The following is a 26,533-nucleotide window of genomic DNA, read 5'->3' as shown; positions in this document are numbered from 1 at the left end:
AGACCACGCCCGACACTCTTGTAGAACGCACCCAAAAGCGGTCACAATATTGCCACACTCTATGTCAGTCTTTGTACCCCGTGACAAATTGGGGGTTCGACTCCCCCCTCCATTAAAAACCCTGTAATTATTTAATCACTTAATCATCAGGGCGCAGAAACGATGGCGACAGCTCAATGCCCCGCACTTGGTGACGAAGGTTCTGGAGGGTGTGAAGTCTGAAGATGGTATCGAGGTCAGGAAATCGAAGAACAATCAGATCGAAAAACGCGCTGCTTGAAAAATAAATTTACACAACTCTTGACAAAAGCTCTCTTTTTATTATGGGTAGGCCATCAATCATCAGCATGCTTGAAATATGTCTTAATTATATCTTTGCCTTCCCTCCGTGATATCGCTTTGAAGCCCTGGGTTTTTGCCTGGTCAATCAATGGAGCCGGTTTGAAAGGCGTAATCAGTTCATAAACTTCACCATGCGGCATTTTTCTAAGTTCAGATAGTGCCTTACCGAGCGGTTGTTCACCGGATTCAATCATCATCCGAGCATCAAAAGATTTATATAGTTTTCCTTTTGGGGCCTCTTCTAAAATCGCGGAATTATCCTCCTTTGGCAATTCTTCAGGATCCGCCTCAACTGGCAACTGCCCGGCCGCCTGCCGAAGCTGATTGACCATCTCCCCCACCGATATTCCACCGACTTTAGCCGCCTGCCTGATTGACGTAACTTTTGCGACAGTTTTGCGCAGGATAGGATTTTTAAGTTTCTCAAAGGCCGGCGCCAGTTGAGTCAGGATTTCCTCAAGCTGAGGATAGGCCTCAAGCAGGGTACCGATTTTCATATTCGCTGTAATGGGCGGATGGTCGTTTGCCATTTGCATTTTATTTCTCAGCATAAGTTAAAAGCCGATGTTCGCCTTCCAACGCTCTCTTCTCGGTTAAATCCTGACTGACTTCCAGTGTTCCCAGATACTCGCCGTTGTCATCCCGCAGAGCATAGTATTCGATGTGAATAAAGCGATCATTTATAGTTATCCAAAATGGGGCGCGGTCTTGTTTTCCGGAATGAAAATTATCAAGAATCTGCTGGACAATATGAACGCTCGAAGGCGGATGACATAATTGGACTTTGCGCCCGATAATGGCGCGGTTGCGAGCGAATATTCGTTCCCGACCTTGAGTGAAATACCGGACGGTATCATCTTTATCGACAAAAGTGAGGTCAAAGGGGATTGTATTGAGGATCGCGTTCAATTCGGCTGGCGTCATGCTTCCCGATGGGAAGCGAACCCTCGCTTGAGATTCCTTAACCGCTTCTCCCACAGGTACTGATTCCGGTTGCCATGGGGTTGTCGGATCGAAGAGACAGAAGCCTAATTCCGGGCTTTGAGTGTAAATCGAGTACCATTCGGATTCAGATAGTTTATCCAGGCTCATCGGAAGAAGGATTTCTTCTTCTTTGTAAATCATTTCCCCGATGGCATCGGTGGCCAGGCGTAGAACAAGCTCTATCAATGATTTTGCTTCGGCGACTGTGATTACGGCCCCGACCTGCAGGGCTTCGATAGCTCCCTTAAGATATTCACGGACTTCATCATGTTTACCCCACATCACTTTGGGCGGTCCGGTTATTCCCTTTTTCTCCAGAAATGGAAACAGCAAATTTTCTTTGCGCATATAATGCTTCTCGACATCGGAGAGCATGCCAAAATGCGTTCTTATCTGACCGATAAGCTCGGAAGCATCAGCGTCATCAAGTAAACCTTTTGTTTCATCATAGAGTTTTTCTGTTAATGTCAATTCTCCTTGCAGGGCTTTGTTCTCCTGGTGAAAAGTATCCACCGGATGCCCCGAAGGTACGACTTTTTGATTGGAAGCGTCAATTACTCCCTTCATAGCGGCGGTATGCATATCGCATAATTTTAGAACTTCATCCGAGGGCAATCCTTCCGAGATAAGTTCCTGCTCAACTTCAACTACTTCCGAATACGGGACGCGCCCCAGCAATCTGAGTAGCTGCGGTTTAACTTCCTCGGGAGCCTTTCCTTCATGCAACTGTAATATCATATGCTTGAGAAGTTCTTTTCTCTGCCTGACTTGATTGACTAATTCACTCATTTATCCTCCTTCCAAAATACTATCCTTATACCTATGTAATCTACGAACAAATTCTTTAGTAAGATAAACTTTCTGAATTAAAATTCTTTGACTTGCATCAAGTGACACATAATTGTATATCAAGCATTGATGGGCAACACTTTCACTAATTGGTCGTTGACAATGAAGCGATGACAGTATGCACTCCGAATTTGCCGGGAATTTCAACGGTATTCATCTCAAGGATTTTGAAAAAAGGTTTGTATAATTCTCTCAATTCCTGCTCTGAAGAAAAATACAATGTCGTTCCCAGCGGAGTCTCACGGTATTTTTCCGTTGTACCGAATGATTTATCTTCTTCGCTGAAACAGACGGTGAAATATTGACCGTTTGCCTTTAGTAATTTATGAACATTTTCCATATAAGTTGGTCTGTCCTCGGGGAAGATATGATGCAATACTTCCCAATCCATCGCGAAATCAAAGCTATAATGAAATTCTTTCAAATCACCCAGAAGATCGCAGGCAAAAAACCGACATTTTATGCCCACATTTTCGGCCTGCTTCATCGCAAGATTGATCGCCTGCTGACTGATATCAATGCCGGTTACGTCAAATCCTTTTTGGGCCAGCCAAATTGAATAATTACCCACTCCGCACCCCAGATCGACAATTTTGCCGGGTTTTATTTTTCCGGATTCAAAGAGATTAATCAACAGCTCGGGCGATTCGGATATATTCCAGGGTATATTCTCAGGCGGAATATCCCGATAAATTTTATCCATCTGATCGCGAATATTCATAGTATTCAATCACCCTTCAATTCCATTAATAATGCCTGCGGTATTAATAATCAAGACTAATACAAACGCTCCAAAAAAAATTTTGGAAGTTTGCTCCTGCCCGCTTATATTGCGCTCCAAATAAATTTGTGACGGATATTTGGAGTTAGGGGTAACATATATGAGTGAGGCATCAGCAAATAACCTTCCCTTGAAGGGATACCGAATTCTCGACCTGTCCCGTATTCTGGCCGGGCCGTTTTGTACGATGATTTTGGGAGACCAGGGCGCGGAAGTAATCAAAGTGGAACGCCCCGGTTCCGGCGACGACACTCGCACCTGGGGACCTCCGTTCAGCGGCGGCGAAAGCGCTTATTATCTATGCTGTAATCGAAATAAAAAATCAATCATGGTAGATTTGAAAACCGAAGCCGGTTTGGAAATAATTCGAGAGATGGCCGCGAAATCAGATGTCTTCGTCGAGAATTTTACACCCGGTTTGTCAAAAAAATTCGGGCTCGATTATGAAACGCTACATAAATTAAATCCTCGATTAGTATATGTTTCTATTACAGCCTACGGGCAGGACGGCCCTTACCGGGATCGCCCGGGATACGACATGGTCTTGTCGGCAGTTGGCGGGCTGATGTGGATAACCGGCGAGCGTGACGGTAATCCCTGCAAAGTGGGCGTCGCGATCACTGATGTTCTCACCGGCGTCTATGCTTCCGGAGCAATAACTTCGGCGCTATTATGGCGGGAACGATCCGGCAAGGGTCAACATCTCGACATCAGCCTTCTCGATATTCAGGTCTCCGGATTGGCCAATATCGCCAGCAATTATCTCGTGGCTGGTAAAGAGGCGACGCGCTGGGGGACGGCTCATGAATCAATAATACCTTATCAGGTTTTCAATACCAAAGATCGTCCTATTGCTATCGCGGTAGCCAATCAGAAACTATGGGTGAATTTCTGTAAAGCGGTTGGTAGAGAAGAATGGCTCGATGATGAGCGGTTTGAATCCAATCCGAAACGAGTTGAAAACCGTGAAATACTAATTCCGCTGGTACATGAATTATTGGCGCAGAAGACCTGCGACGAATGGATGGAGATTTTGGTGGGTGCGGCCATACCCTGCGGTCCGGTCAACAATATGGAGCATTTGTTTGCCGATCCCCAGATTAAGCATCGTGGTATGATAGCTGAACTGCCGCATCCGACTATCGGCAATCTGAAATTGACCGGGATACCGATTAAGTACAGCGAAACGCCGGGTCAAATTCGTATGCATCCGCCTCTTCTGGGCGAGCATACCGATGAAATCCTTAATGAAGTGCTGGGCTATTCATCTGAGAAAATTGAGGAATTAAAAAAGAACGGCGCGGTTGCCTCACGGTGATCTGATTTTATTCAGGTCGAATTGATTATCAGGTCAAATAATAATTCTGTCACGATGAGTGAAGATTGTAGCCCGCGTTTTTCGCACGAAAGCGCACAGAGTGATATTACATTTTTGGGCGACATCAATCGCTAATGACGTTGGCGCCGATACGGCCGCGATAATTTCAATCCCCGGTCGGGCGCAGCGGCTGACCATCTCAAGACTGAGGCGGCTGGTCAGGGCAATCCCCAGTCCGGTAGTCTCGCCCCCGCCAAGCAAACACTTACCAATGGCCTTATCCAATGCGTTATGACGGCCGGTATCCTCGGCAAAAGTAATAATTTCCCCCTGGTCATTAAACAATGCCGCTCCGTGAGTTCCTCCGCTGGAATTGAATAATTCCTGTTTTTCCCGAACAGCTTCGTAGACGGAACGCAGGATATTCGCTTTTATTTTCATTTTATTTCCAACTTCGGGCAGGGACTCAATTCGTTTTTTTAGATTTTCGCTACCGCACGCTCCGCACGAGGAAACAATCATCAGGTTGCGGCCTTCGTCTCCGATATGAGGTACATCACCGGCCAATCGCACACGAATGGTATTGGGATCATCTTCACATTCATTAAGAACTGTGATATCGTCGATGCTATCAATGACGCCCTCGGTATAAAGAAAACCGACGGCTAAAGCCCGCCGGTCAAGCGGAGTGCAAAGAATTGTATAATCTTCGATACCTTCAACATCTATGGTAAGGGGGGCTTCTCGGACAACGCAGACTTCTTCATTTCTGGCCGTGGAATCGCTACCGGCTGTCGAGATACGACTGGCCTGAACGTATTTTAGCGTTTCGGGTTGTTTTTCTGACTTATCCATGGCAGGATTTCCCGATTCCATAGATTTATGAATTGTCGATATTTATTGCGAATCTGTCAATAGCTTATAATCACTGAGGCGGCAAAAGCCCAATATCCGGTTTCGGTTGTTTGGGCCTATGTATGCGCCGGAATGCAAATCCCGCGATATTGAGAGTCGGTAATGCGCCGCAAATTAAAACTGCCTGTCTTAAAATCAAACCGCCGATCAGTCCGAGAATGGAGCCGATAGCCAAAACAACTGTCATACCTCCCCCTCCGGAACCGGAGATCGAAAAATACGCGAAGAGCATTAAAACCAGCGGAGCCGCAAGGCCAAGGATGAAATAACCAACGACAAACATCGTTTTTTTCAAAATTCTCTCCGCCGATTCGCGGGGATCGGGTTGTCGGAAAGCCGCCTGAAGGAAAAACAATATGGCCAGAACTTCTATAACTACCAGAGCAACCGCTTCGAGAGTCATCGTCTGCATGCCCGCCGCGATTTCCGCGGTCGCGCCCGAGAATGTCATACCGAGCATAACCGCGAAATGACCCGTTACGGTAGCTGAAACGACGAAAATGACAGGGACTATACCCGAATGCCAGAATGGGATTCCTTTGGAAGCGCTCAGCAGGATTCCGGTATAGGCCATCGTTCCAATGGCGAAAACAATACCGGCGATGGCGAGAATATCAACGCCCGGGGTTCTACCGATGTCAGTGAATTGATTGAGAATAAGATGGATAAACGAAATCAACATAAAGGTAGAGATAATCCAGGTCCCCCGAGCAATCCAGGACGTCCCCGGCTTCATACCGGCCAAAATGGCTCGCGTCGGCGAACCCAGATCGACGATCAAGAATAGCGTTCCGATTAAAAGAGCCGGGAAGCTGATCCATAACCCTATCGTTGTCGATAATGTAAGGCCATCTCCCATAAAACTATTAATGGCGGCGATTGTGTAAGCTCCTCCGGCGACACCTCCGAGGAACAGATAGGCGGCGATGAGCCAACCCCATTCGCGCTGCAGTTGACCATTAACTTTCGGATCCATTTTATATCTCCCTAATGATTGTCGTTAGTCTCCGTTTCGTTTAATATCCCGCGAGATTATCTCGGGAAGAGGTAATAGACTTTGGGCTTATTCCCAAATTCGGGATTGAGCGCCTGGCCTCTTTCCTTTTTAATCAGGATCGAAATCTCGCTATCGGGGTCGTTCAGATCGCCGAATATTCGGGCCTTAGCCGGACAGGCCTGAACGCAGGTCGGTTCTTTGCCCTCGGCGAGTTTGTCCCGGCAGAAGTCACATTTGGTCGCTACGCCGACGCCCGATTTCTCTTCCCATGCTTTCTTCTGGAACTCCTCCAGCGGAGAAAGCGGAAGGCCATCCGGAAAATAGCTTTCCCATTTTTCCACGCTGTATCGGGCGCCGTAGGGGCAGCCCATGATACAATATTTACAGCCCATGCATTTATCTTTTTCGACGATGACGATGCCGTTATCGAGTTGCTGGGTAGCTCCGGTCGGACATACTTCCATACATGACGGTTCTTCGCACTGCATGCAGAGAACCGGCAGGGCTTGACGAACGGCGTTGGGATATTTGCCGACTTCACTCATCAGGACTCGAGCCCAGAAAACTCCCGGCGGAGTATGATTCGATGTCTTACAGGCCATACTGCAGGCATAGCAACCATAGCATCTCTTAAGATCGATGACCATGCCATATTGAGTAACGCCTGCCTTTGATCTTTTCTGTTCTGCAACCTCCTGATTCATGGTCAACTAATCCTCCGCCTTATAGATTTTTACTCGGGCACAAATATCCTGATTGAATGTCAACGGATCGGTATGACCCAAATCCATCTCAACCAGGTCGTTGAAAAAAGTTCCCTTGCCCCTGGCGATAGGCATGTATTTACCCCAGTGACCGGCCACGGCGGCAATTGCTAGATGATGCGGTTCAATACCTTCGGTCAGGGAAACCCAACCGCGAACTTTATGACCCTCTGGATTTTCAAGCCAGACTTTGTCGCCGTCGGTAATGCCTTTCTTCTGGGCCGTATCGACGTGCATTTGCACGGCATAAACGTTGGGATCCTCCTGCGAGCATTCGTCAAGATAAGGATTTTGCTGCGTCATCGAGTTGCAGTGCATGACCGCGCGCCAGTAGAAGGTGTGCATATCATACTCGGGATTCTTTTCGGTATGCGTCGGACAGGGATACCAATCGGCCAGCGCTTTGAAACGGGACCAGTCAAAATCGAAGAAGTCTTTTCCGCCGTATTTATTCCAGAGGGTGTCGATTTGTTCGCCGGAGTCGATGAAATACTCGAAATAGACAGGCACTCGGGAAGGATTAAACCATTTCCAATAAACATCTTCTTTCTTCTTGGGCCAGGTAAAGACGCCTTTTTTGCGAACATGCTCAAGGCCATGTTCATCGCCAAATCTATCCCTCAGGAGGCGATCGGTGATATCCTCCCAGGAATGGAATACGCTTCCGTCTTCAACCAATTTATTTTTCTCATCCATCTCGCCGCCGTAGCGAACGCCAATGGAATCGTTTAGACCTTTGTAGAACTTACCATGAATGCCGAGACGTTTGCAGATTTCGAGCATGACTTCATTGAAGTCGCGTCTTTCATATAGCGGCTTGATTACTGGCTGACGTATCGTCCAGCCCCAGTCATCCTCGCCTTGCGGATGCGAGAAAGTGGAGGGGAAACTGACAGCCGGAGTATATCTTTCGAGGAAACAGGTATCAGGAAGAACGATATCGGCGACCGCTTCTTCAAACTCGGTCACATAAAGCTGGAAGGAGAAGATAAAATTAAATTTCTTGAGGAAGTTCTCCGTGACCGCCTCGGAGTTGCCCATCGTCATCACCGAGTTGGAACCGAAATTGAGCATGACATCCGGCTTGTATGGGATATCGAATCTTTCGAGCATATCGAACCATCTCGGGCTGGTGATGGTAAAGGCGTTGTAGATTGAGGTCGGGAACATATCATGCAAATCAAGACGAGTCGGCGGGCCGGGTTTGCGTAACGGATACGGTTTGTGATCATACACCCAGGCTCCGGCGACGAGCAGACCATCGGGACACGGATAAGGAATCTGATACGGTTTGCCGGTGCCTTCATAGCCGCTGCCGACAGAAGCGCCCAAACCCAAAGCACTTCCGTAGGTATCGGCGGCGCCGACTATGTGATTGACCATATCAATCGACAGACAGGTCCATCCGGAATTGGTATGTCCCTGACTGCCGCGGAAGAAGTGAGTCGCGACAGGACGTCTTGGAATCTTCCTGGGACCTTTGCTCGTCTGAATCGTAACCGTCGAACCGATTTCGGCCGCTTCACCGAATTCCTTGGCGATGCGGCTAATTGTCGCGGCCGGGACGTAGGTAATTTTTTCAACATATTCCGGAGTGTATTTCTTGACGTGTTCTTTCAATAATTCGAACGCCGGACGGCAATTGGAGCCGTTGACGTTGTAAGTACCGGTCAGGGCGACTTCGTGAGCCACGTCTTCGTATTCTACTCTCGTAACGGACGGATCGTTATGAACCTTGGGGCAATTATCAGCCACGTCCCAGACGAGCGGTTTGTTGGTATCCGGGTCGCGCATATATCTTCCGTCGGATGGACGAATCAGGTATGGACTGTTGGTCTTATACATTAGATATTCGGCGTCATAAATACCATGCTCATTGAGAAGCGAATTGACCAAACCTAACGCCAGAGCGCCGTCGGTGCCGACCCGAATCGGAACCCATTCATGCGCCTTGGACGCCTGCGAGCTCTGAAACGGATCAAAGACGACGTTTTTGAATCCGCGGGCGCGGGCATCGGCCACCTGAGTCGCGTTCTGTACGGCGACGTGACCGGCGCCGTGTCCTTTGGAACATCCAAAGTTCAGGGCGTAATTGCAGTTGGCGAAGTCGGGAATAATCGACCAGGATACATGCATGATGCCGTTCATGAAGTGGGCGCCGTTTCCGCAATGGAGACCGCCTCCGGAAACCCAGTAATTGGGCGTGCCGAAGCCCTTCATGAATCCGATTACACCAAAGCGTATTTCGGAAGCCTGGGTTGTAGTCGCCTGGAAAAAGGCTCCGCGCGGATCGCGCTCCTGGCATTCCTTGAGTTTTTTGACAATTATATCGTACGCTTCCTCCCATGAGATGCGCACAAACTTGGGATCAACCCCAAGACCCTTTTCTGGATTGGTTCTTTTTAGGGGATAATTAACGCGATAGGGATCGTACAATAATTGCGGCGCGGCAAGGCCTTTGACGCAAATATGTCCTCGACCGGTAGGCGCGTCGGGGTTCCCCGCTAATTCGGTAATGACCCCATCCTGCCGGCGGACTTTTATACCGCACATGCAGTAGCACTGGCCACAGCAAGTCGGGGTCCAAACGTCTTCTTTAACCTGGGCCTGTGATGAAACGGCCATAGATCGACTCCTCCTTCAGATCAGTATATCCGGCAATATTCCGGAATCAAGAATAGCGCAAAATACACCCTGGTAAACCCATAGTCAAACGGTTTTTTATTTATAGAAAATCAGAGCATAAATTATCCTCTTATTCTCTATCTACTTTTGAAAAAGGTCGTCTTTATCCATGTAATTTATAATGGTCGGATTGGTTACCCTAATCGGAAACAAAAATAATGTGCCTATATTTTATTTTGGGCGATTATATACTTAACAAACCCAATTGGGGGAATAAAGGAAAGCACAGGCCCGGAGCCAGGGATTGGGGTCATAAGGAAAAGGTATTTTCTCTTGTCGAGCGCGGTGGTGAAGTTAGGTCTTATCACGTACCTACTGTGGCGGCAAAGACTTTGAAGCCGATAATGAAAGAACAGATCAGAAAGGATACGGAAATATTCACCGACGATTTTAGGGCCTATTCCGGTATTGACAAAGAATTTGAAAATCACGAAGTTGTTAACCGTAGCGCAGGAGAATACGTGTGCGGTAGGATTCATACAAACACAGTTGAGAATTACTTTATTATCTTGAAACGCGGATTGACTGGGATTTATCAACATGTCGGTGCAAACCATTTAAAGCGTTATAATAGGTGAGTTTGATTTTAGGTACAACAATAGGCAGATGTCCGATATTGACCGCACCAACGTTGCATTGGTTGGGATAGAGGGCAAAAGGCTATTGTATCGGGACTCATCGGAATAGTATTTAGCTCTGACACCAACAGAAATGGCAAGGTGGTACCAATGTCCGAAAACAAATTGAAATTCACAATCCGAAGTCGTAAAAACGACGGAGATCGCCTGCGCTTGGATGATTTTGCAGAAGAACTGTCCCACATTTACAAGATATTAGTACGGATGGATAAGCTCGTTAGCCGAAAACGGCAGCCCACGATGTTTTTCCAGATCACCAATCTTGAGTATTCCAGCCCCGCTACCGTTGAGGTGGCAGCTATACCGGAAGAACCCTCTATCGACTATACTAAGGCTGTGGGCGTGAAGTTTATCAAGGGTATCGGCGATATCCAAAGAGGCGAAATCCCAGAAGATTTCGACGATTCCCTTGTAAACGATTTCAGAAAACTTGGGTCCAGTATCAATAAAGAGGTTGCTAGCATTGACGTAGCGTTCGACAACGAACGCGTAAATATTAGTCGTCACTTGGATGAGTTTATTGGTGATGTGTTAGGTGGGGATTATTTTGCTGAGGGCAGTATCACCGGTATGTTGGAACAGATCAACATTCACGGCGGCAAGAATGAATTTAGGGTCTATCCCGTTGCAGGTCCGGTTAGCATCAAGTGTAAATTCTCCGATGACGTAAAGGGTGATGCCGTCAAATCTCTTGACAGACACATAACTATTTATGGACGCCTGGGGTATCGCCCGAGAGCGAAGTTTCCACATTGTGCAGAGGTAAACAGAATAGAGATACATCCGCCTGATAATAAACTACCGTCCTTTGCAGACCTGCGGGGAGTTGCGCCAGATGCTACCGGCGACCTTAGTTCTGAGGACTTTATTAGGAGGCTTCGCGATGCCGATTAAAGTACCTCTTGTGTACCTCGATTCGTGTATTTTCATTGCTTGGTTAAAGAACGAACAAAGAAAGAATCCCGAAGAGACGAAGGGCATAAGTGAAATCATGCGGCTCATCGACGACAACAAGGTACGAATGATCACAAGTGCCGTTACGCGAGCAGAGGTTTTGCGATGCACGTTGTCAGTTAAGGCCCAAAGAGATTTTGATAATGTCTTGCAAAGGCGAAATGTTGTGGTGGCGAGCACTGATCACAATATGTATACGTTAACCCATGACTTGCGCGACTTTTATCAGAACATAAAGGATCAAGAAAATCTCCCAACGCTATCTGTTCCAGATGCGATTCATTTAGCAACGGCTATTCATTATGAGGTGGAAACGTTTTACACGTTTGACGGAAAAGACAAACCCGGCAAAAGTCGAGCTTTGTTACCTCTCGACGGTAATGTTGCTGGGTACGACCTGAAGGTCAAAAAACCACTGGGTGTGCCTGACTTATTTACTGGTAAAGAAGAAAATGCCAAGGAAACAGACGACGAAGATTGAAAACGGCGACCAGTCTGATATCGGCTTCGACGACATCATGCGTCGATTGGTGAATGTCCCACCCAAAACCACTAAACCTAAACCCAAGAAGAAAAAGAAGAAGGCCAACAAGAATCGTGATTAGGCGCGTTTTATTTTGGGTTGTGTGGGTGTCTTAATTATGACGACCGCAACAATCACTAAAATCGAACAGCCTGGCGTCCATGAAATAAGAGTTTCTTCTGCCAGCATTGCGCCCAGAATTAACGCTATTATAGGATTCACAAAAGCATAGGTTGACGCTTTGGCCGGGGTCGATGCGGATAGTAACCATACATAGGCGGCAAAAGCGATCGATCCGAACGAAATCAGATAGCCCAGTGAAAACCAGGACCTGAGAGTGATAGCGCTGAAATTTAAATCAAGTATTTCACCGGATATAAATGATATTATTAAAAGTCCTGTTCCTCCGGTTATCATTTGCATACCAACGCCCAATAACTTTGATGATGGTTGATCCGCATACCGGGAATATGTTGAGCCAATAGCCCATGATATTGTGGCTGCAACCAGCTGGCCGGCACCGTGCTGGACATGGCGCATGTTATATAAAAGCAACTCCGCGATGCTGAGATCGACCGAACCGAATATATATCGTTCTTTTTGGCTCGATCATCGGTCATACCCATAATCGTCTTTTAGAATTGGCCAATATAGCATCTTGAGATTTCACCCGCCATGAAAAAAAATGAAACCCTCAGGCTTTTCCGACCGTAATTAAAGTATGTTGTTCTAGTTTACAGAATAATTGGAGTAAAAAGCGTATGAAATGGCTTTCAAGAAAAGAAGAACTGGTTTTGCTCTCGATCAAGAAGCTGGAAGATGACGCATATGGAGTCACAATCAGGGAGCAATTGGCTCGGATTACGAGAAAATACTGGTCGATCGGAGCGATCTATGACGTTTTGGATCGTTTATTGGAAAAGGGAATGGTGAAAGCGGCGGTCGCGCCTCCTTTGCCGGGAAGAAGCGGCAGAAGCCGCAGAATATATACGGTCAGCCAGGAAGGAATAGAGGCTCTTGCAGAAGTGAGGGAGCTTAATAACACAATAAATGCGATGTTAACCGGGGCCAAAGTGCGGTCTCATGAATCATGAACAAAGATCAACCTGATAAACTGCCCCAATTTGCCATCTGGTTGCTCAAAGCGATTGCCAGGCCTGATGATTTTTATTATGCGGCGGGCGATTTGAGCCAAATTTACGCTTCTATCCTTCGGCATAAGTCTCCGATTGTGGCATGGATGTGGTTCTGGTGGGAAATTCTAAGGTCTTTACCGGGGTTCATGAGGAACACTATTTACTGGAGTATCGTAATGTTTAAAAATTACTTAAAGATTACCGGGCGCAACATAAAGAAACAATTTGGATATTTCACTATCACCATTGCCGGCCTTGCGGTAGGAATGGCTTGCAGTCTTCTAATCATGCTCTGGGTACAGCATGAGTTGAGTTTTGACAGTTTTCATCAGAATGCCGATCGCATTTACAGACCATATCTTGATGTACACTTTGGTACGCCGATAAGGGTGCCTGTCAGCAGCGCTCCCATGGGTCCCGCCATGGTGGAAGAATTCCCTGAAATTGCGGCTACGGTCAGATTTTCGGGAGATTCCCGAATCGCCGTCACCGTCGGAGAGAGTGAGTATTTTGAGGATGATGTTACTTTTGCCGAAAATTCTCTATTCCAGGTTTTTGATTTCTCAATGATACGGGGAGACCCGATGACGGCTCTCGAAGAACCTTTTACAACCGTTTTATCTGAGTCAACGGCCCGGAAGTATTTTGGAGATGCAGATCCAATCGGCCAGATTATACGATTCAACGGAAGAGATGATTACACTGTGACCGGGGTATTTAGAGACATTCCTTCCAATTCCCATATCACGTTCGATATCGTTCGGTCTCACCAGACCCTGGTATCAACCGGCTCGGATTATTTGAATGATTGGTTCGATTTTAATACAACTACCTATTTAATTTTTGAGGAGGGTGTTGATTACCACGCTGTTGAGCAGAAAATGGACGACTTCGCAAACAGGCATTTTGGAGATCTGCTTGCAATGGGGGGCAGTATGAAAATCTACTTCCAGCCGTTAAAGGATATTTACTTGCATTCCGACTTTGGCCAAGATTACGGAATTGTTGGTAATATGACGTATGTTTACAGCTTTACGGCGGTTGCCTTATTTGTTCTTTTGATCGCCTGTATCAATTTTGTGAATCTGACAACCGCTCGTTCCGCTTCTCGCGCTCGTGAAGTTGGCCTTAGGAAAACATTTGGGGCTGATCGTAGAAAACTCATTGGGCAGTTTCTCGGTGAAGCTGTATTATACTGCCTGTTAGCCTTCGCTCTGGCATTAATATTATTTGAATTGGCTCTACCGGCGTTCAATAATCTCGCGGGATGTGACATAAGTCTCGAATATTTCACCAATCTCGAGTTGATGCTTGGATTACTCGGCGGGGCCGTATTGATCGGCTTGTTGGCCGGATGTTATCCTGCCTTTTATCTTTCGGCTTTTAATCCATCGCAGACTCTCAAAAAAGTACCGGTCTCCAGTAAATCAGGTTCAGGGATTCGTAGCGCCTTAGTCGTCTTTCAGTTTTCCATTTCTATTATTCTAATCATCGGAACGCTCACCATTTTTAGTCAGATTGATTTTATGAAAAACCAGGAACTGGGATTTGACGGCGCGCAGGTTCTGGTTTTGCCGAACGTAAATTCCGCAGTCAGTAATAATTTTGACGTTCTCCTGAGTGAACTGGAGAGAGCCCCGGGAGTCGCGGGAGTCACTGCGTCGACCAGAATCCCCGGGCGCGGAATTTCAAAATCAATCTATTTCCCCGAAGGTCAAATGGATGATGAATCCCAGACGATGAATTACATAGGCACTGATCATGAATTTTTGGAAGTCCTTGGTATAACTCTGGCTGAGGGTAGAAATTTTTCGCCAGAGATCACCACTGACGTCTCCGAGGCAATCATTATCAACGAAGCGGCGGTTCGATTGATAGGCTGGGATGAGCCCCTGGGCAAAATCATCCGTACCTCACCGGCAGATGACACGGAACCGAATTCAGTAAAACGAGTGATTGGTGTCGTTAAGGATTTTCATCAGTATTCACTCCAAAATCCAATTGAGCCTTTGGTAATTCAATATGAGCGGGAACCTTTGAGAGATGTCTCTCTCAAATTGGCCGGGATATCGGTCACTCAATCAATTGAGGCAATCGAGCAAATCTGGAAACAGTTCGCTCCGGGAATTCCTTATGACTATTTCTTCCTCGACGAGGATTTTGACCGGCAATATCGAAAAGAAGTAATGCTGAGTAAAATCGTGCTTTATTTCTGTCTGTTGGCAATATTTATCGGTTGCCTGGGACTGCTTGGAATGGCATCTTATGCCGCCGAGCAGAGAACCAAAGAGATTGGAATTCGCAAAGTACTCGGCGCATCAACTTCGGGTGTGGTGGCCTTGTTAACCCGACAGTTTTTAGGCCTTGCTGTAATTTCCAATATTGTTGCCTGGCCGGTTGCGTATTTTATCATGCGTAAATGGTTGGAGAATTTTGCTTATCGTATTGATCTCGGTCTGGGTATATATGCTTTTGCTACTTTATTGGCTTTAACTGCTGCGCTGGGGACAGTTGTTTACCAGGCGATTAGAGCGGCCTCGGCTAATCCAGTGGATAGTCTTAAATGCGAATAGGTCGAAACGAATGATGGGCGGCCGGTACGTATATTGGCTATCATTGATGAATATACCCGGGGATGCCTATGGCGATGCCAATTGTGATTGTGATTATAACGTCGGCGACGCCGTTTATTTGATAAACCATGTCTTCAAAGGCGGCCCAGAACCATGTGCCAACTGAGATTTAATCAATTTAGGATAAAAATCTTCTGGGAAAGAAAATGTGTGTCGTCAGAACATTTTGGACATTTCAAGTCGTAATTTAAGAGACACTTTTTTGTATTGCCATGTAGTCTGAAGGCGTACAAGGAGCACAAAGATGAATATAAAAAGGGCCTTTATTCTCTGCTTTTTAGTCTCCTCTTCATTGGCCGTGCAGACCCAGGACATATTCAAAGCAGCTGAAAAAGGTGATATGTCAACCATCAAGATGCTATTGAAAAAAGATCCTAAATTGGTCACTGCCAGGGATATGAAAAGAACACCGGGCAACACACCACTCCACTTTGCGGCGTCAGAGGGTCATACAGAGGTCATCGAGTATATGATCGAAAAAGGGGCGGATGTAGATACGAAGTCCTATTTTGGCATAACTCCCCTTCATGTAGCCGCACAAAATGGTCAACAAAAAGTGATCGAGTTATTAATCAAAAAAGGGGCGGATATTCATGCCAAGGGCAGGAGTAGACATACGCCTGCTTTTTATGCTGCATTCGGAGGACACCTAGAGATTATTGAATTGTTATTACGAAATGGTATTGATATCAATAGTAAGGGTATGAATGGAATGACACTCCTTCACAGTGCAGCCTCTGGAGGACACTTAGCCCTCACTCAATATCTGGTTGAAAAAGGGATGGATGTGAATACTTCGAATGCTTTCGGCCGGACTCCGCTCCACTTTGCCGTTTCGGGTGGTTATAAGGCCGTGATAGAACTGTTGCTTGATAAAGGATCGGACATAAATAAAAAGAGCTTGGATATGAGAACACCCCTGCACCTCGCAACCCTAGGCAATCATCAGGAGGTCGCTGATCTGCTCATAGAAAAAGAAGCTGATAATAGACCATGGGGATTTCCGGTTCTGGAAGGCGAGTATCTGGGACAGAAGCCGCCAGGCAAAATACCTGAAATATTCACACCGGGGATCATCTCAACAGATGGAGGAGATTTTGCAGGAACTTTTTCTCCAGATGGCGAAGAGTTCTACTATACAGCGAACGGCGGGATTAAAAACCTGAGAATGAATACCATCATGGTCACAAGACGAATCAACAATCGATGGACCGAACCGGAGGTAGCGTGGTTCTCTGGAAAAACCTTTGATTTTGAACCGCATATCTCACCGGATGGAGAAAAACTCTATTTCGGGACAAGAAGGCCTCTCGAGGAAAACGGGGAATCAACAGGAATGCATCAATGGGTTTTAAACAAGTCCGAAATGGGATGGGCAGAACCAAAACCTCTGAGGACTCCATTTGTAGAAAACCATGTCATGTATGTCTCAACAGCCAACGATGGCACGATCTATTTTACAGGAAGGGATGGTATCTATTTATCAAGGCTGGACGATGGCAAATATAAAAAGCTTCAAAAACTATCCAACAAAATCAACGACGATTATAACGCGGCACACCCTTTCATCGCACCCGACGAGAGCTATCTGATATTCGATGCCATGCCCTATGGACCGCAAGAAGGCGCCAGGCTCTTTATCAGTTTCCGAGAAGAAGATACTACTTGGACAACGCCCAAGAATCTGAGTAAAGTCTGGGGATCTCGGGATCCAGAGATGGCTGCCAGCGTATCACCCGATGGAAAGTACATCTTTTTTTCTCGGGAAGGGAATATTTATTGGGTGGATGCCAAAGTGATTGACGACTTGAGATAGAAGAAGATTTTACTCACAATACAATAAAGGGCAAATCAATCTTGTATTCAAAGTGACTGAAATGGACAAACTTTGTTCTTGAACCCCTATATGGGAAATCTTGGTCTATTGTGTGTTGTTGCCCTTTCTAACACTTTTCTAATAAAATCGGTCATAACAACAGACAAAAAGGGAAAACACCAAACACTGTGTTGCCTGTAACTTATTGTTATTATTGCAGATTAGTACTAGTGTCATGTCAAGTATCTAATGTCGGGTAAAGCCGTCGCAATTTTATTCGTGCTTTTTTTGTAGTGAACTGCCAGTTAATTACTGCTTTCCGATTATTCCTGTGATTTTGCCATGCGGCAACCTCTTTTTTGACCTCTGATATGTGGTCGATTCCCCTGTTCAAATTGTCTGACGACGTACAAAGAGATGGCCAGAATGTTATCTATGGTCTGAACAAGGAAAAAGTCGGTGTCTCTTGCAGCGAATTCTGTGATTGCTGACACGTAAACCCCAGAAATCGAAGGAAAAAAAAGCAGAAAATGAGTGTTTTTTGTTGAAACAAATATGCGGTTATGTGCATATATACATACGAGGATTATTTGTTTTGAGCCAATGCTATGATTGGCTCCGGGTACTAACCCTTAGCATGGAGGATGCCGTGAAGCGCTTTACGATTCCTCGTACAGCCCATTGCAGTGATGGATGCAGTAGTGTGTCCCGGGTAAGACCCTAAACTGCCCGGTAAGTTCGTTTCCGGAAATCTCGAGCAACATGCCAGATCGTGATTCTCCTCGTCTTGTTGCCCCTGGTTTCCGCACGGTATCAGTGATAATCGTGGTGGGCAGGCACCGGTGAACAATATCGGTCACCGGATGCTCGTTTCAGCCTAAAACGAAAACATCCGCCCCGATGAGGAGATAAGGAGGTAATATAACCGGTTCGTGCTTGTGCTGTGGCACGGAGTTGCAGGCTCGACAAGCGCGTCCGGGCTGAAAAGTAGATCTATAGCGGAGAACCGGAAAATCCAGCTAATCTGAGCGTCATTGCAGACCAGGATATCAGACCCATTCTCAGGTTTGTAGGCGGCGACAGTCTATATTTCTGCTGGAAAATCCTGCTACGGTAAAGACAAACGACTCGACATGCTTATATGACGAGAGGCCGATTAGAGCACGGCACATTATCATATGAATGCGGGTAATCGATAAAACTAATGGAGATTAAATATGGATATAAAGAGAATTGGAGTTCTTTGGGTAATAATGTGTTTCAGCCTGATAGGATTAGCGGTATCGGTCGGGGCGCAGGAAGCCGGATTCACTCCAACGTACAATCCGGAACTGACTCTATCAAAGACAGTAAATCATATCAAAATAGATGGACGTTTAGACGATGCCGGATGGGCCGGAACTGCCAGGGCGGACAACTTCGCCGAACACTATCCCGGTGATCAAACCAAGCCCGCGGTGAAAACAGAGGCTTACATTACCTATGACGAAAACAACCTATATATTGCTTTTATTTGCCATGATGACCCAAGCACCATACGGGCATCTATCTGCGAACGAGACAAGATACCGAATGATGATTATGTCAGGTTTTGTTTGGACACTTATGGCGATGCGGCTTGGGCTTACATTTTTTATGCAAATCCCTATGGCATTCAGAATGATGCAATGTGGGCGAGCAGTGGTGGCGAAGAAATCGGATATGATCTAATATGGGAATCGGCCGGTATTATAACCGACTCTGGCTACCAGGTCGAAATGGCCATACCGTTTACATCTCTTCGCTTCTCCCGCGAGGGAGACCGGGCCTGGAAAGCCGATTTCTGGCGAAATCACCCAAGAGAAGTGCAATCAGAATATTCCTGGGCTGCCTATGACCGTGATGAGAACTGCTGGCCGTGCCAATGGGGTACCATTAACGGAATAGCGGGGGTTAGACCGGGGCGAGGTATTGAGATCACACCGGCTGTAGTTGGGTACCAATCCGGAGCCCTGGTCAATAGTGCAGACGATTCGTCTCCGGGCGAGTTTGTCAATGATGATCCTAAAGAGGATATGTCATTGTGGGCAAAATACGGGATATCCTCCAATGTAACTGTAGAGATGACGCTCAATCCGGATTTTAGTCAAATCGAAGCAGATGCCGGACAAATAGACGTCAATACTACATTTGCTCTCTTATATCCTGAGCGACGTCCGTTTTTTCAGGAGGGTAACGATATTTTCCGTACGCCTATCAGAACTCTGTACACGCGCGCCATCAATGATCCTGAATTTGCCGGTAAAGCAACGGTGCGTTCAGGTCGTACAAGTCTTGGCTATCTTGTAGCTCAGGATCGGCAATCACCGGTTTATTTGCCATCTGAGGAGCGGAGTTTCTTTGTACAATCCGGACGCAGTACATCGAACATTCTTCGACTCAGACAGACGGTGGCTGGTGGTTCCCAGGTTGGCCTGGTTATCACCGACCAGAGATTCAACTGCGATTGGTCAAATTCCACGATAACAAGTGACGGCCAGTTTCGTATTGCTCCAAGCCTGCGTGCTCTATATCAGATATCGGTGAGCCATGTATCGGAACCAGACGATGCTGAACTGACGGAGGCCATCCCGAATCCCGATTCGCTTTGGGACAAAAATCACACCAGGGCCTTTGACGGTGAATCGTTTTGGGGCCGCCAAAACTACGCGTCAATTAGATGGTGGACGAGCGATTGGAATGCCTCGCTTACTTATCAGGAAACAGACCCGACCTTCCATCAGTACATCGCTCTTAATTCAAGGAACCACAGCCGCAATATCGGGACCGTGATGGGCCACGTTATTCGCCCCAAAACCGGGCTGTTTGAGACGATTAATCCCCATATCAGAGCGAGAGCCGATTGGAACTGGGACGGTAAGAATAAATATACAACCTACGAACTTTGCTTATGGACCCGACTTAGGAAGGCACAGGCACAGTTCTATTCACAATATGTGGGAAAGTCGGAGAACTTCGGCGGCAGACAATACGACAAGACCTGGTATATATATCAGGACGCAACGTTATCTCTTGGAGATCCGGTGCAGTTCTATGGCGGGATAGAATACGGCCACAAAATCGCCAGACGGTACAACACCCTGGGCAAGATTCTTCGCCTCTATTTCACTCTTGATATCAAACCACACGATCGTCTATTGGTGCAACAATGGTTAGATTACGAGAGCGCTACAGAGGTTGAAGGGGGCGCGGAGCTGTATGATGGATTCATTTGGCGTACTCGTCTCAATTACCAGGTATCAAAACCACTCGCAGTTCGCCTGGTAGCCGAATACGACGATTTTTATGAAACATGGCGAATAGATCCGCTCTTGACCTATCGCCTGAATCCATTTTCGGTCCTTTATGCCGGAATGACAAGCAACTACCAGAGGTTGGCAACTGTAGGATTCAACGAAAGTAGCTCGTATTCCACGCGACTGGCATCCAGACAGTTCTTTATGAAGTTGCAATACCTCTTCCGGTTGTAAATTGAATTTGGAATCGTTATCCTATGCTTGACTATAATAAATTTCGGAATAACGAAAAAACCAAAGTGTGGTAATTTAGTGAGGTGGCGTCAGCGCTGAAATACCATCTATGCTTGAGAGGAGAAAAGAATGAAACAACCTGTTGATGGCAATTTGTTAAGCCCGTTGCCCATCGTTCTGCTTGGAGCGATGGTCAACGACCGACCCAATTATATGGTTGTCGGATACGTCTGCCCATTTGATTTCGGGAAATATATTTTTCTTAGCCTGTACAAGAAGCGATACACTCGAATCGGAATTCATGAGAAAAAAACGTTTAGTGTAAATATTCCCTCGGAATCGCTCCTGGCAGAAACAAATATCTGCGGTAGTAAATCCGGTCGGGATGTTGATAAAGGAAAATTATTTAATACGTTTTTTGGCGAGTTGAAAACAGCGCCAATGATACAACAATGTCCTATTAATATTGAATGTGAATTGGCGGACGTCCTGGATTATGGCGATAATGAGGGAATAATTGGACGTATCATAAAGTCATATGCCGATTCGCAGTATCTTGAGGAAGACAAACTTGATTTCAGAAAGATTCATCCAATTCTCTGGGCCACTGGAGGTGACTTCAACTATTACAGTCTGGGTGAAAGGCTGGAGGATGGTGAAGCAGAGGAATAAACGGCAAAAGAAATACATCGAACTCGGGTGGTACACTATTTGACCGCCTCTTTACAGACTTTTGCTCCGCCTCACTACACATGCTTAGAGGTATTTTGAGGTTCTCTGGTTCATGGCGGTTGAGCGTGAAGAGGTACCTCACAATATAAGAACATTGCATGAATTCGTTTAACTATGTCAGGAAACCGCCGCGGTGATGGTTCTCTATTCACCCAAAGAATAAGGAGGAAAAAAAGGTATGCCTAAGTCCAGAACAGCTACGGAACAGAACCAGAACATGTATTCGCGAAGAAAGTTTGTGAAAAAAGGCAGTGCGGCCCTGGCTGGCCTGGCGACTTCGATTCCTGGTGCCAGGTTGGCAGCCGGTGCAGACAAGGTGCCAGATAGTACCGGAAGAGCGACAACTTGCCATGGTTATCGATCTGGATAGGTGCCTTGGCTGCAAAGCCTGTGCCGTTTCCTGCAAGTCCGAGAATGGCGTGCGGCTGGGTGGTTTTCGATCATGGGTCTCAGAGAAAGAAAGAGGTCAATACCCGATGGTTACTCGTGCTTTTCTTCCCCGGCTCTGTAACCATTGTGAGAAACCGGCCTGTCAGAAGGTCTGTCCGGTGGGAGCCACGTATAAAAGAGCGGACGGCCTGATCGTCATAGACAAATCCAAATGTATTGGCTGTCGATACTGTATGGTTGCCTGCCCCTATGGTGTTCGTTACTTCAATCCCAGGAGAGATTCTGAAGAGGCCCGGCTGTTCCCTGCCCGCACTTTCGGCACGGTAGACAAGTGTGATTTTTGTGCTCACCGGGTGGATAACGGTGTCGTGCCTGCTTGTGTGAATACCTGCATTGCATATGCGCGGACCTTTGGCGACCTAAATGACCCGGAAAGCGAAGTGTATCGGATACATAATAGTGAACGCCTTGTGCCGCTCCTGCCCGAGTTTGGAACCGGACCATCTGTTTTCTATAAAGGTGGGCACCCGATGTTGTTTGCTGTTAGCCACGGAACAAGGAAGGTGACAATATGAAAGCGCTTTCTGCTCAGTCCTACATAAGACCGACCGTCAAAAGGGGGATGGGCGGTACAGTTGTGAGTATCCTGCTTATCGCGGGCAGCGCCTATTGGCTTTATCATTGTTACCGTATTCTGGCGGTGGGGCTTACAACTTTGGGTATTGATACTTTCGGCGCGACTTGGGGCATACTGGTTGCCAATACCGTACACATAATTGGCATAAGTCATGTCGGCATTGCCATCTCAGCGGTGGTGCGGATTCTGCGTCTCGATCAATATCGCTCCATAGCAAGGATAGCAGAGTTCATCACTCTCATCGCCCTTGCGACCGCCGTAATCAACCTGCTCCTCCATGTCGGACGCCCGGACCGTTTCATTCTGAATGTATTTCTGTATGGTAAGTGGCACTCCCCGATGGTCTGGTCGATGACGGTCTTTGTCCTGTACTTCCTTACCAGTTCCGTTTATCTGTATCTGTCCATGCGGCGGGACCTCTGGACGATGACCAGGCTGGCAACCAAATCCAGGGGCCTATATCAGTTTCTGGCGTTCGGCTATCAGGATACTGAGGGAGAGCGAGCTCGTCATAAGCGCGTTCTCTTCTGGCTGGCGCTCGCACTGATTCCGATAATGATATCCGTCCACTCAGTTTATGGTCTGCTCTTCGGCATGATCTCAGCCAAGGCCGGATGGTACAATCCACTTCAGGCGCCCTACTTTGTGCTGGGGGCCATTGTCTCCGGCTTTTCTACAATTCTCGCAGTCGCCGCTCTCTTGCGACGGGTCTATTCCTGGCAACACCTGCTGACCGATCGCCTGTTTCGCGTTTTTGGCATTTTCCTGACCTTCATGGTTTTTCTCTATCTCTATTTTATGTTGAGCGAACATCTGACAGCGCAGTATCTGCCAACGGTAGCGGATGGCGCCATATCGGATTCTCTCCTCAGCGGGAGGTTCTCGGGTGTTTTCTGGATGACCACTATCGTGGGTTTGATCATGCCGTTTGGGTATCTGTTTGTCCAATCGGTGAAGAGGGGCTATGTTAACATAGGCCTGACTGCCACGGCAGCGGTTCTTATTAACGTTGCCCTGTGGTTGAAACGATATTTCCTCGTGGTTCCGCCTCAGTACCAGCCGTATCTCCAAACCGCTCGACCGCTTACGGAGTATATACCAACTCATACGGAATGGGTCGTAACTCTGGGTTCCTATGTAGCGGCGGCTCTGGTGTTCCTCTTTCTGATAAAGTTGTTTCCCACAATTGAACTACCGGTTGGTTCTGACACGGTTGCTTATCAGAAAACGGTCGACCACTCATCCGCCCGAAAGACGGTTATGGTTATATCGCTCGTAGCCGGGTTCTTGATGATCATCTGAGGTCTGGTAACCCGGGACTACGACTATGCACCGATCAAATGGTTGATCGGAATCATTTTCTTGTTGGCTATTCCACTGACGGGTTGCTTGATATCCGATCGCCCCGTAGCCCAGGCCAATGAGAGAGAGCAGGTACACTATTCGGATAACCCCTCAAATAAAGGTGACGCTCATGAGTAACAAAGATCGACGTACATTTCTCAAGTATGCCACCCTCGGGGCCGCAGGCACTATTCTGGGGGTTGAAGGCGGTTCCGCTGATTCTCCTATCAGTGGCAAACTCAATCTAAACCCGGACGGGAAGGACTTCTCGCTGGTAACCAAACAGGAAAGAAAAGCCATTCCGTCGGCCTGCTGGCAATGCTTGAATGTAGATGCTATCATCGGCTATGTCGAGAATGGTCGGTTGGTCAAGATTGAAGGCAATCCCGCGATGATCAAGTCCGGGGGCAAGATATGTGCGCGAGGGCAGGCCGGTATCAACCAGGTTTATAATCCCGATCGACTACTCTACCCGATGAAACGAGCCGGTGCGCGTGGCGAAGGCAAGTGGCAGCGCATCACCTGGGATGATGCGATGGACCTGTTAGTTAACGGCGGCGAGATCGCGGGGCACCAGGTTAAAGGAATGCAGACCCTGCGCGATGAGGGCACACCCGAGAAGTTTCTTTTCCATTACGGTCGTATGACGGGATCTGATTGGGTCGTTAACAACCTCTATTTCCTTCCGGCTTACGGCACCGGCTCGGTAGGCGATCACAATTCGATCTGTGTCAACGCCGGCGGCGTTGACAACTCCTATACCGGACAGGCGCGCCCATCGGCCACGGTCAAAGAAGCAAAGCTGATGGTGAATTTCGGCAGTGCCATTCTGGACGCCGGTTTCTCTTTCATCCCCGACGCCCGCGATTTTTCCAATGCCCTGGCCAGAGGGATGAAAATGTATACGTTCGATGTACGCCTGTCAAATACCGCTGCCAAGTCAACCGAGTGGGTGCCGATCAAACCAGGTACTGACCTGGCAGTTATTCTGGCTATGGGGAACGTGCTAATTGAGGAAGGTCTGGCCGATGAGGCTTTTATTCGAGATTTCACAGACGTCTCCATGGATGAACTGGGGCAGCATCTGGCCTCATACACTCCTGAGTGGGCCGAATCGATTAGTGGAGTCCCGGCGAAGAAAATTCGAACGATTGCCACAGAGCTGGGGACCATTAAACCTGGTTTGGTAACTAGCAAAAGAGGTCTTTTTATGCACCACAACGGCGTGCAAGCCCAAAGGGCTCTACATCTCCTGAGTGCTTTGGCTGGTCACATCAGCCCCAAAGGGACCAGAGGACCAAGGGCTGGTTGGGACTATGCTTTCCCGTTCCCGCAACCTGCCGAACCACCCAGGAGCCTCAATCTATTTAGCGGAGAACCAGGTAAATACTTCTTTACAGATTGGGGGGTGTCGCATAAAATAGTCCATATGCTTGATCAAGGCCTTGATCGACCGGAGATATACCTGGTCTATTGCCATAATCCAGTTTATTCAAATGGTGATTGCAGCCATAACATCAAGGTATACAAGGACGTGGAAAAGGTTCCTTTCCTGGTGGCCTGCGATGTCGTCCTGAGCGAAACCTCAGAATTAGGCGACCTTGTTATTCCTGATGCCACTTACCTCGAACGATGGACCCTGGAAAGCACCACTGCCAACAACACCCCTGAGTATTATCTGCGCCAGCCAATGCATCCACCTCTTGGTGAGGCCAGGAACTTTATCGATGTCGTGTGCGATCTGTCCAATCAGATGGACATAGGGCTTGGCTTCAATTCGGCCGAAGAGCTTGTTCGAGAAACCTGCAATAACACACCTGGTGTCAAGGAAGCGGGCGGCTTTGAGTACATGAAGGCCAACGGTATCTGGCACGGTGAGGCAGAGACAAGCGAGTACGATCAACCGCCGCTGAGTTTCAAATCCGAAGAACTGGGTGCGGCCGGTTTTGATGCCATACCGGCCTGGATGCCTATTCCGCAACACGTAGAGATGGCTGACAATGAACTGATCCTGACCACTTTCAAAGTGCCCGTTCAGACTCATTCGCGTACTCAAGGTTGCAAATGGCTGACCGAATTGCACCACGACAATCCGGCTTTGATAAACTCACGGACTGCTGCAAGGCTGGGGATTTCCGATGGCGACCAGGTTCGTCTGAAGTCAAGCGCAGGCGAAATGATCAGTACCGCTAAAACCATCGAGGGTATACATACCCGGGCAGTTGCCATTTCACACCACTGCGGCCATTGGGCTTGGGGTCACTATGCCTCGGGAAAGAAGAACTTTGGCCATACGCAGGAATCTGATGTCCACAACAAGTGGTGGGAGAGTGGACGCAGCCACGTCAATAATATCATCCCTTGCGTAGGGGATCCGATTTCGGGTTCGATGTGCTGGATGGATACCGTTGTAACAATCGAGAAAGTGTAACCTTAATATGACCTATATGACTCCAAATTGTACGTCGTCAGACAAATCGGACAAATTGGTACTAAAAACTAAGACATAGATTGCACTCTGGCAATGGTTTTTTTATAGTTTCGTTTCCTCAGTTTCATCGTTCGTTCTTTGATTCGATCCCTTTC

The 26,533-nt window shown here is 47.3% G+C and carries 20 protein-coding genes and 1 pseudogene; 12 read left to right on the top strand and 9 right to left on the bottom strand.

The annotated features are described in order from the left end of the window. Nucleotides 1–335 precede the first annotated feature (335 nt). From V3V99_12710 to V3V99_12700, 3 genes are all read right to left on the bottom strand, one after another. The gene (locus tag V3V99_12710; protein ID MEE9443518.1) at nt 336–893 is read right to left on the bottom strand and encodes a DUF1858 domain-containing protein; all 558 of its coding nucleotides are present in this window, start codon (nt 891–893) and stop codon (nt 336–338) included. Then, entirely contained in the window at nt 880–2,115 is a 1,236-nt protein-coding gene (locus tag V3V99_12705; GenBank protein MEE9443517.1) for a DUF438 domain-containing protein, read from the bottom strand. The genes V3V99_12710 and V3V99_12705 overlap by 14 nt, the downstream gene beginning before the upstream one ends. Nucleotides 2,116–2,260: 145 nt before the next feature. Continuing rightward, the gene (locus V3V99_12700; GenBank protein ID MEE9443516.1) at nt 2,261–2,896 is read right to left on the bottom strand and encodes a class I SAM-dependent methyltransferase; all 636 of its coding nucleotides are present in this window, start codon (nt 2,894–2,896) and stop codon (nt 2,261–2,263) included. A gap of 160 nt (nt 2,897–3,056) precedes the next feature. On the opposite strand from V3V99_12700, the gene V3V99_12695 reads away from it, so the two are divergent. Beyond that, nucleotides 3,057–4,274, top strand: a complete 1,218-nt coding sequence (locus V3V99_12695) for a CaiB/BaiF CoA-transferase family protein (protein ID MEE9443515.1) — start codon at nt 3,057–3,059, stop codon at nt 4,272–4,274. 33 nt (nt 4,275–4,307) lie between these two features. On the opposite strand, the gene fdhD is transcribed toward V3V99_12695, so the two are convergent. The 4 genes from fdhD to V3V99_12675 form a co-directional block, all read right to left on the bottom strand. Next, nucleotides 4,308–5,129, bottom strand: a complete 822-nt coding sequence (gene fdhD / locus V3V99_12690; protein MEE9443514.1) for a formate dehydrogenase accessory sulfurtransferase FdhD — start codon at nt 5,127–5,129, stop codon at nt 4,308–4,310. A gap of 70 nt (nt 5,130–5,199) precedes the next feature. Next, the gene (nrfD, locus tag V3V99_12685; protein MEE9443513.1) at nt 5,200–6,165 is read right to left on the bottom strand and encodes an NrfD/PsrC family molybdoenzyme membrane anchor subunit; all 966 of its coding nucleotides are present in this window, start codon (nt 6,163–6,165) and stop codon (nt 5,200–5,202) included. Between the two features lie 56 nt (nt 6,166–6,221). Continuing rightward, nucleotides 6,222–6,890 carry a 4Fe-4S dicluster domain-containing protein gene (locus V3V99_12680; protein ID MEE9443512.1) on the bottom strand — a complete coding sequence of 223 codons (669 nt, stop codon included), beginning with the start codon at nt 6,888–6,890 and terminating at the stop codon, nt 6,222–6,224. Nucleotides 6,891–6,896: 6 nt separating this feature from the next. Next, nucleotides 6,897–9,575, bottom strand: coding sequence for a molybdopterin-dependent oxidoreductase (locus V3V99_12675; GenBank protein ID MEE9443511.1), 2,679 nt, complete (start codon nt 9,573–9,575; stop codon nt 6,897–6,899). Between the two features lie 788 nt (nt 9,576–10,363). Between V3V99_12675 and V3V99_12670 the strand changes: the two genes are divergently transcribed. From V3V99_12670 to V3V99_12660, 3 genes are read left to right on the top strand one after another with little or no spacing between them, the layout of a single operon-like run. Next, nucleotides 10,364–11,167, top strand: coding sequence for a hypothetical protein (locus V3V99_12670; protein ID MEE9443510.1), 804 nt, complete (start codon nt 10,364–10,366; stop codon nt 11,165–11,167). Further along, on the top strand, nt 11,157–11,708 hold the full coding sequence (locus tag V3V99_12665) for a type II toxin-antitoxin system VapC family toxin (protein ID MEE9443509.1): 552 nt from the start codon (nt 11,157–11,159) through the stop codon (nt 11,706–11,708). Before V3V99_12670 ends, V3V99_12665 begins: the two co-directional genes overlap by 11 nt. After that, complete coding sequence (locus V3V99_12660; GenBank protein MEE9443508.1) at nt 11,680–11,832, top strand: hypothetical protein; 153 nt, start codon at nt 11,680–11,682, stop codon at nt 11,830–11,832. Before V3V99_12665 ends, V3V99_12660 begins: the two co-directional genes overlap by 29 nt. Here the strand turns inward: V3V99_12660 and V3V99_12655 are convergent. Beyond that, nucleotides 11,829–12,290, bottom strand: a complete 462-nt coding sequence (locus tag V3V99_12655) for an EamA family transporter (protein ID MEE9443507.1) — start codon at nt 12,288–12,290, stop codon at nt 11,829–11,831. The two genes, V3V99_12660 and V3V99_12655, sit on opposite strands and share 4 nt — an antisense overlap. Before the next feature lie 221 nt (nt 12,291–12,511). Here V3V99_12655 and V3V99_12650 point away from each other — a divergent pair, with 221 nt between their 5' ends. The 3 genes from V3V99_12650 to V3V99_12640 all read left to right on the top strand — a co-directional run bounded on the left by V3V99_12650 (nt 12,512) and on the right by V3V99_12640 (nt 17,335). Beyond that, entirely contained in the window at nt 12,512–12,844 is a 333-nt protein-coding gene (locus tag V3V99_12650; protein ID MEE9443506.1) for a PadR family transcriptional regulator, read from the top strand. Beyond that, entirely contained in the window at nt 12,841–15,459 is a 2,619-nt protein-coding gene (locus tag V3V99_12645; protein ID MEE9443505.1) for an ABC transporter permease, read from the top strand. Before V3V99_12650 ends, V3V99_12645 begins: the two co-directional genes overlap by 4 nt. 304 nt (nt 15,460–15,763) lie before the next feature. Next, a complete protein-coding gene (locus tag V3V99_12640; GenBank protein MEE9443504.1) occupies nt 15,764–17,335 on the top strand; it encodes an ankyrin repeat domain-containing protein in 1,572 nt (523 codons plus the stop codon). A gap of 238 nt (nt 17,336–17,573) precedes the next feature. On the opposite strand, the pseudogene V3V99_12635 reads toward V3V99_12640, so the two are convergent. Beyond that, nucleotides 17,574–17,729 (bottom strand): annotated as a pseudogene (locus V3V99_12635) (IS630 family transposase). 823 nt (nt 17,730–18,552) lie between these two features. On the opposite strand from V3V99_12635, the gene V3V99_12630 reads away from it, so the two are divergent. The 5 genes from V3V99_12630 to V3V99_12610 all read left to right on the top strand — a co-directional run bounded on the left by V3V99_12630 (nt 18,553) and on the right by V3V99_12610 (nt 26,378). Then, entirely contained in the window at nt 18,553–20,844 is a 2,292-nt protein-coding gene (locus V3V99_12630) for a DUF5916 domain-containing protein (protein MEE9443503.1), read from the top strand. Nucleotides 20,845–20,973: 129 nt separating this feature from the next. After that, nucleotides 20,974–21,516, top strand: a complete 543-nt coding sequence (locus V3V99_12625; GenBank protein ID MEE9443502.1) for a flavin reductase family protein — start codon at nt 20,974–20,976, stop codon at nt 21,514–21,516. Between the two features lie 410 nt (nt 21,517–21,926). Next, nucleotides 21,927–22,541 carry a 4Fe-4S dicluster domain-containing protein gene (locus tag V3V99_12620; protein ID MEE9443501.1) on the top strand — a complete coding sequence of 205 codons (615 nt, stop codon included), beginning with the start codon at nt 21,927–21,929 and terminating at the stop codon, nt 22,539–22,541. Then, entirely contained in the window at nt 22,538–23,905 is a 1,368-nt protein-coding gene (gene nrfD, locus V3V99_12615) for an NrfD/PsrC family molybdoenzyme membrane anchor subunit (GenBank protein MEE9443500.1), read from the top strand. The genes V3V99_12620 and nrfD (V3V99_12615) overlap by 4 nt, the downstream gene beginning before the upstream one ends. Nucleotides 23,906–24,077: 172 nt before the next feature. Continuing rightward, complete coding sequence (locus tag V3V99_12610) at nt 24,078–26,378, top strand: molybdopterin-dependent oxidoreductase (protein ID MEE9443499.1); 2,301 nt, start codon at nt 24,078–24,080, stop codon at nt 26,376–26,378. Nucleotides 26,379–26,533: the final 155 nt, after the last annotated feature.

The sequence above is a fragment of the Candidatus Zixiibacteriota bacterium genome, from assembly GCA_036480375.1.
GTDB lineage: Bacteria > Zixibacteria > MSB-5A5 > GN15 > JAAZOE01 > JAZGGI01.
Note: the sequence above shows the minus strand (reverse complement) of the source record. Positions and strands in the feature narration are given on the sequence as shown.

Bases quoted from the DNA above. Each gene is read 5' to 3' on its own strand.
- V3V99_12710 (MEE9443518.1), bottom strand. From the start codon at position 893: ATGCTGAGAAATAAAATGCAAATGGCAAACGACCATCCGCCCATTACA.
- V3V99_12705 (MEE9443517.1), bottom strand. From the start codon at position 2,115: ATGAGTGAATTAGTCAATCAAGTCAGGCAGAGAAAAGAACTTCTCAAG.
- V3V99_12700 (MEE9443516.1), bottom strand. From the start codon at position 2,896: ATGAATATTCGCGATCAGATGGATAAAATTTATCGGGATATTCCGCCT.
- V3V99_12695 (MEE9443515.1), top strand. From the start codon at position 3,057: ATGAGTGAGGCATCAGCAAATAACCTTCCCTTGAAGGGATACCGAATT.
- fdhD (MEE9443514.1), bottom strand. From the start codon at position 5,129: ATGGATAAGTCAGAAAAACAACCCGAAACGCTAAAATACGTTCAGGCC.
- nrfD (MEE9443513.1), bottom strand. From the start codon at position 6,165: ATGGATCCGAAAGTTAATGGTCAACTGCAGCGCGAATGGGGTTGGCTC.
- V3V99_12680 (MEE9443512.1), bottom strand. From the start codon at position 6,890: ATGAATCAGGAGGTTGCAGAACAGAAAAGATCAAAGGCAGGCGTTACT.
- V3V99_12675 (MEE9443511.1), bottom strand. From the start codon at position 9,575: ATGGCCGTTTCATCACAGGCCCAGGTTAAAGAAGACGTTTGGACCCCG.
- V3V99_12670 (MEE9443510.1), top strand. From the start codon at position 10,364: ATGTCCGAAAACAAATTGAAATTCACAATCCGAAGTCGTAAAAACGAC.
- V3V99_12665 (MEE9443509.1), top strand. From the start codon at position 11,157: ATGCCGATTAAAGTACCTCTTGTGTACCTCGATTCGTGTATTTTCATT.
- V3V99_12660 (MEE9443508.1), top strand. From the start codon at position 11,680: ATGCCAAGGAAACAGACGACGAAGATTGAAAACGGCGACCAGTCTGAT.
- V3V99_12655 (MEE9443507.1), bottom strand. From the start codon at position 12,290: ATGCGCCATGTCCAGCACGGTGCCGGCCAGCTGGTTGCAGCCACAATA.
- V3V99_12650 (MEE9443506.1), top strand. From the start codon at position 12,512: ATGAAATGGCTTTCAAGAAAAGAAGAACTGGTTTTGCTCTCGATCAAG.
- V3V99_12645 (MEE9443505.1), top strand. From the start codon at position 12,841: ATGAACAAAGATCAACCTGATAAACTGCCCCAATTTGCCATCTGGTTG.
- V3V99_12640 (MEE9443504.1), top strand. From the start codon at position 15,764: ATGAATATAAAAAGGGCCTTTATTCTCTGCTTTTTAGTCTCCTCTTCA.
- V3V99_12630 (MEE9443503.1), top strand. From the start codon at position 18,553: ATGGATATAAAGAGAATTGGAGTTCTTTGGGTAATAATGTGTTTCAGC.
- V3V99_12625 (MEE9443502.1), top strand. From the start codon at position 20,974: ATGAAACAACCTGTTGATGGCAATTTGTTAAGCCCGTTGCCCATCGTT.
- V3V99_12620 (MEE9443501.1), top strand. From the start codon at position 21,927: ATGGTTATCGATCTGGATAGGTGCCTTGGCTGCAAAGCCTGTGCCGTT.
- nrfD (MEE9443500.1), top strand. From the start codon at position 22,538: ATGAAAGCGCTTTCTGCTCAGTCCTACATAAGACCGACCGTCAAAAGG.
- V3V99_12610 (MEE9443499.1), top strand. From the start codon at position 24,078: ATGAGTAACAAAGATCGACGTACATTTCTCAAGTATGCCACCCTCGGG.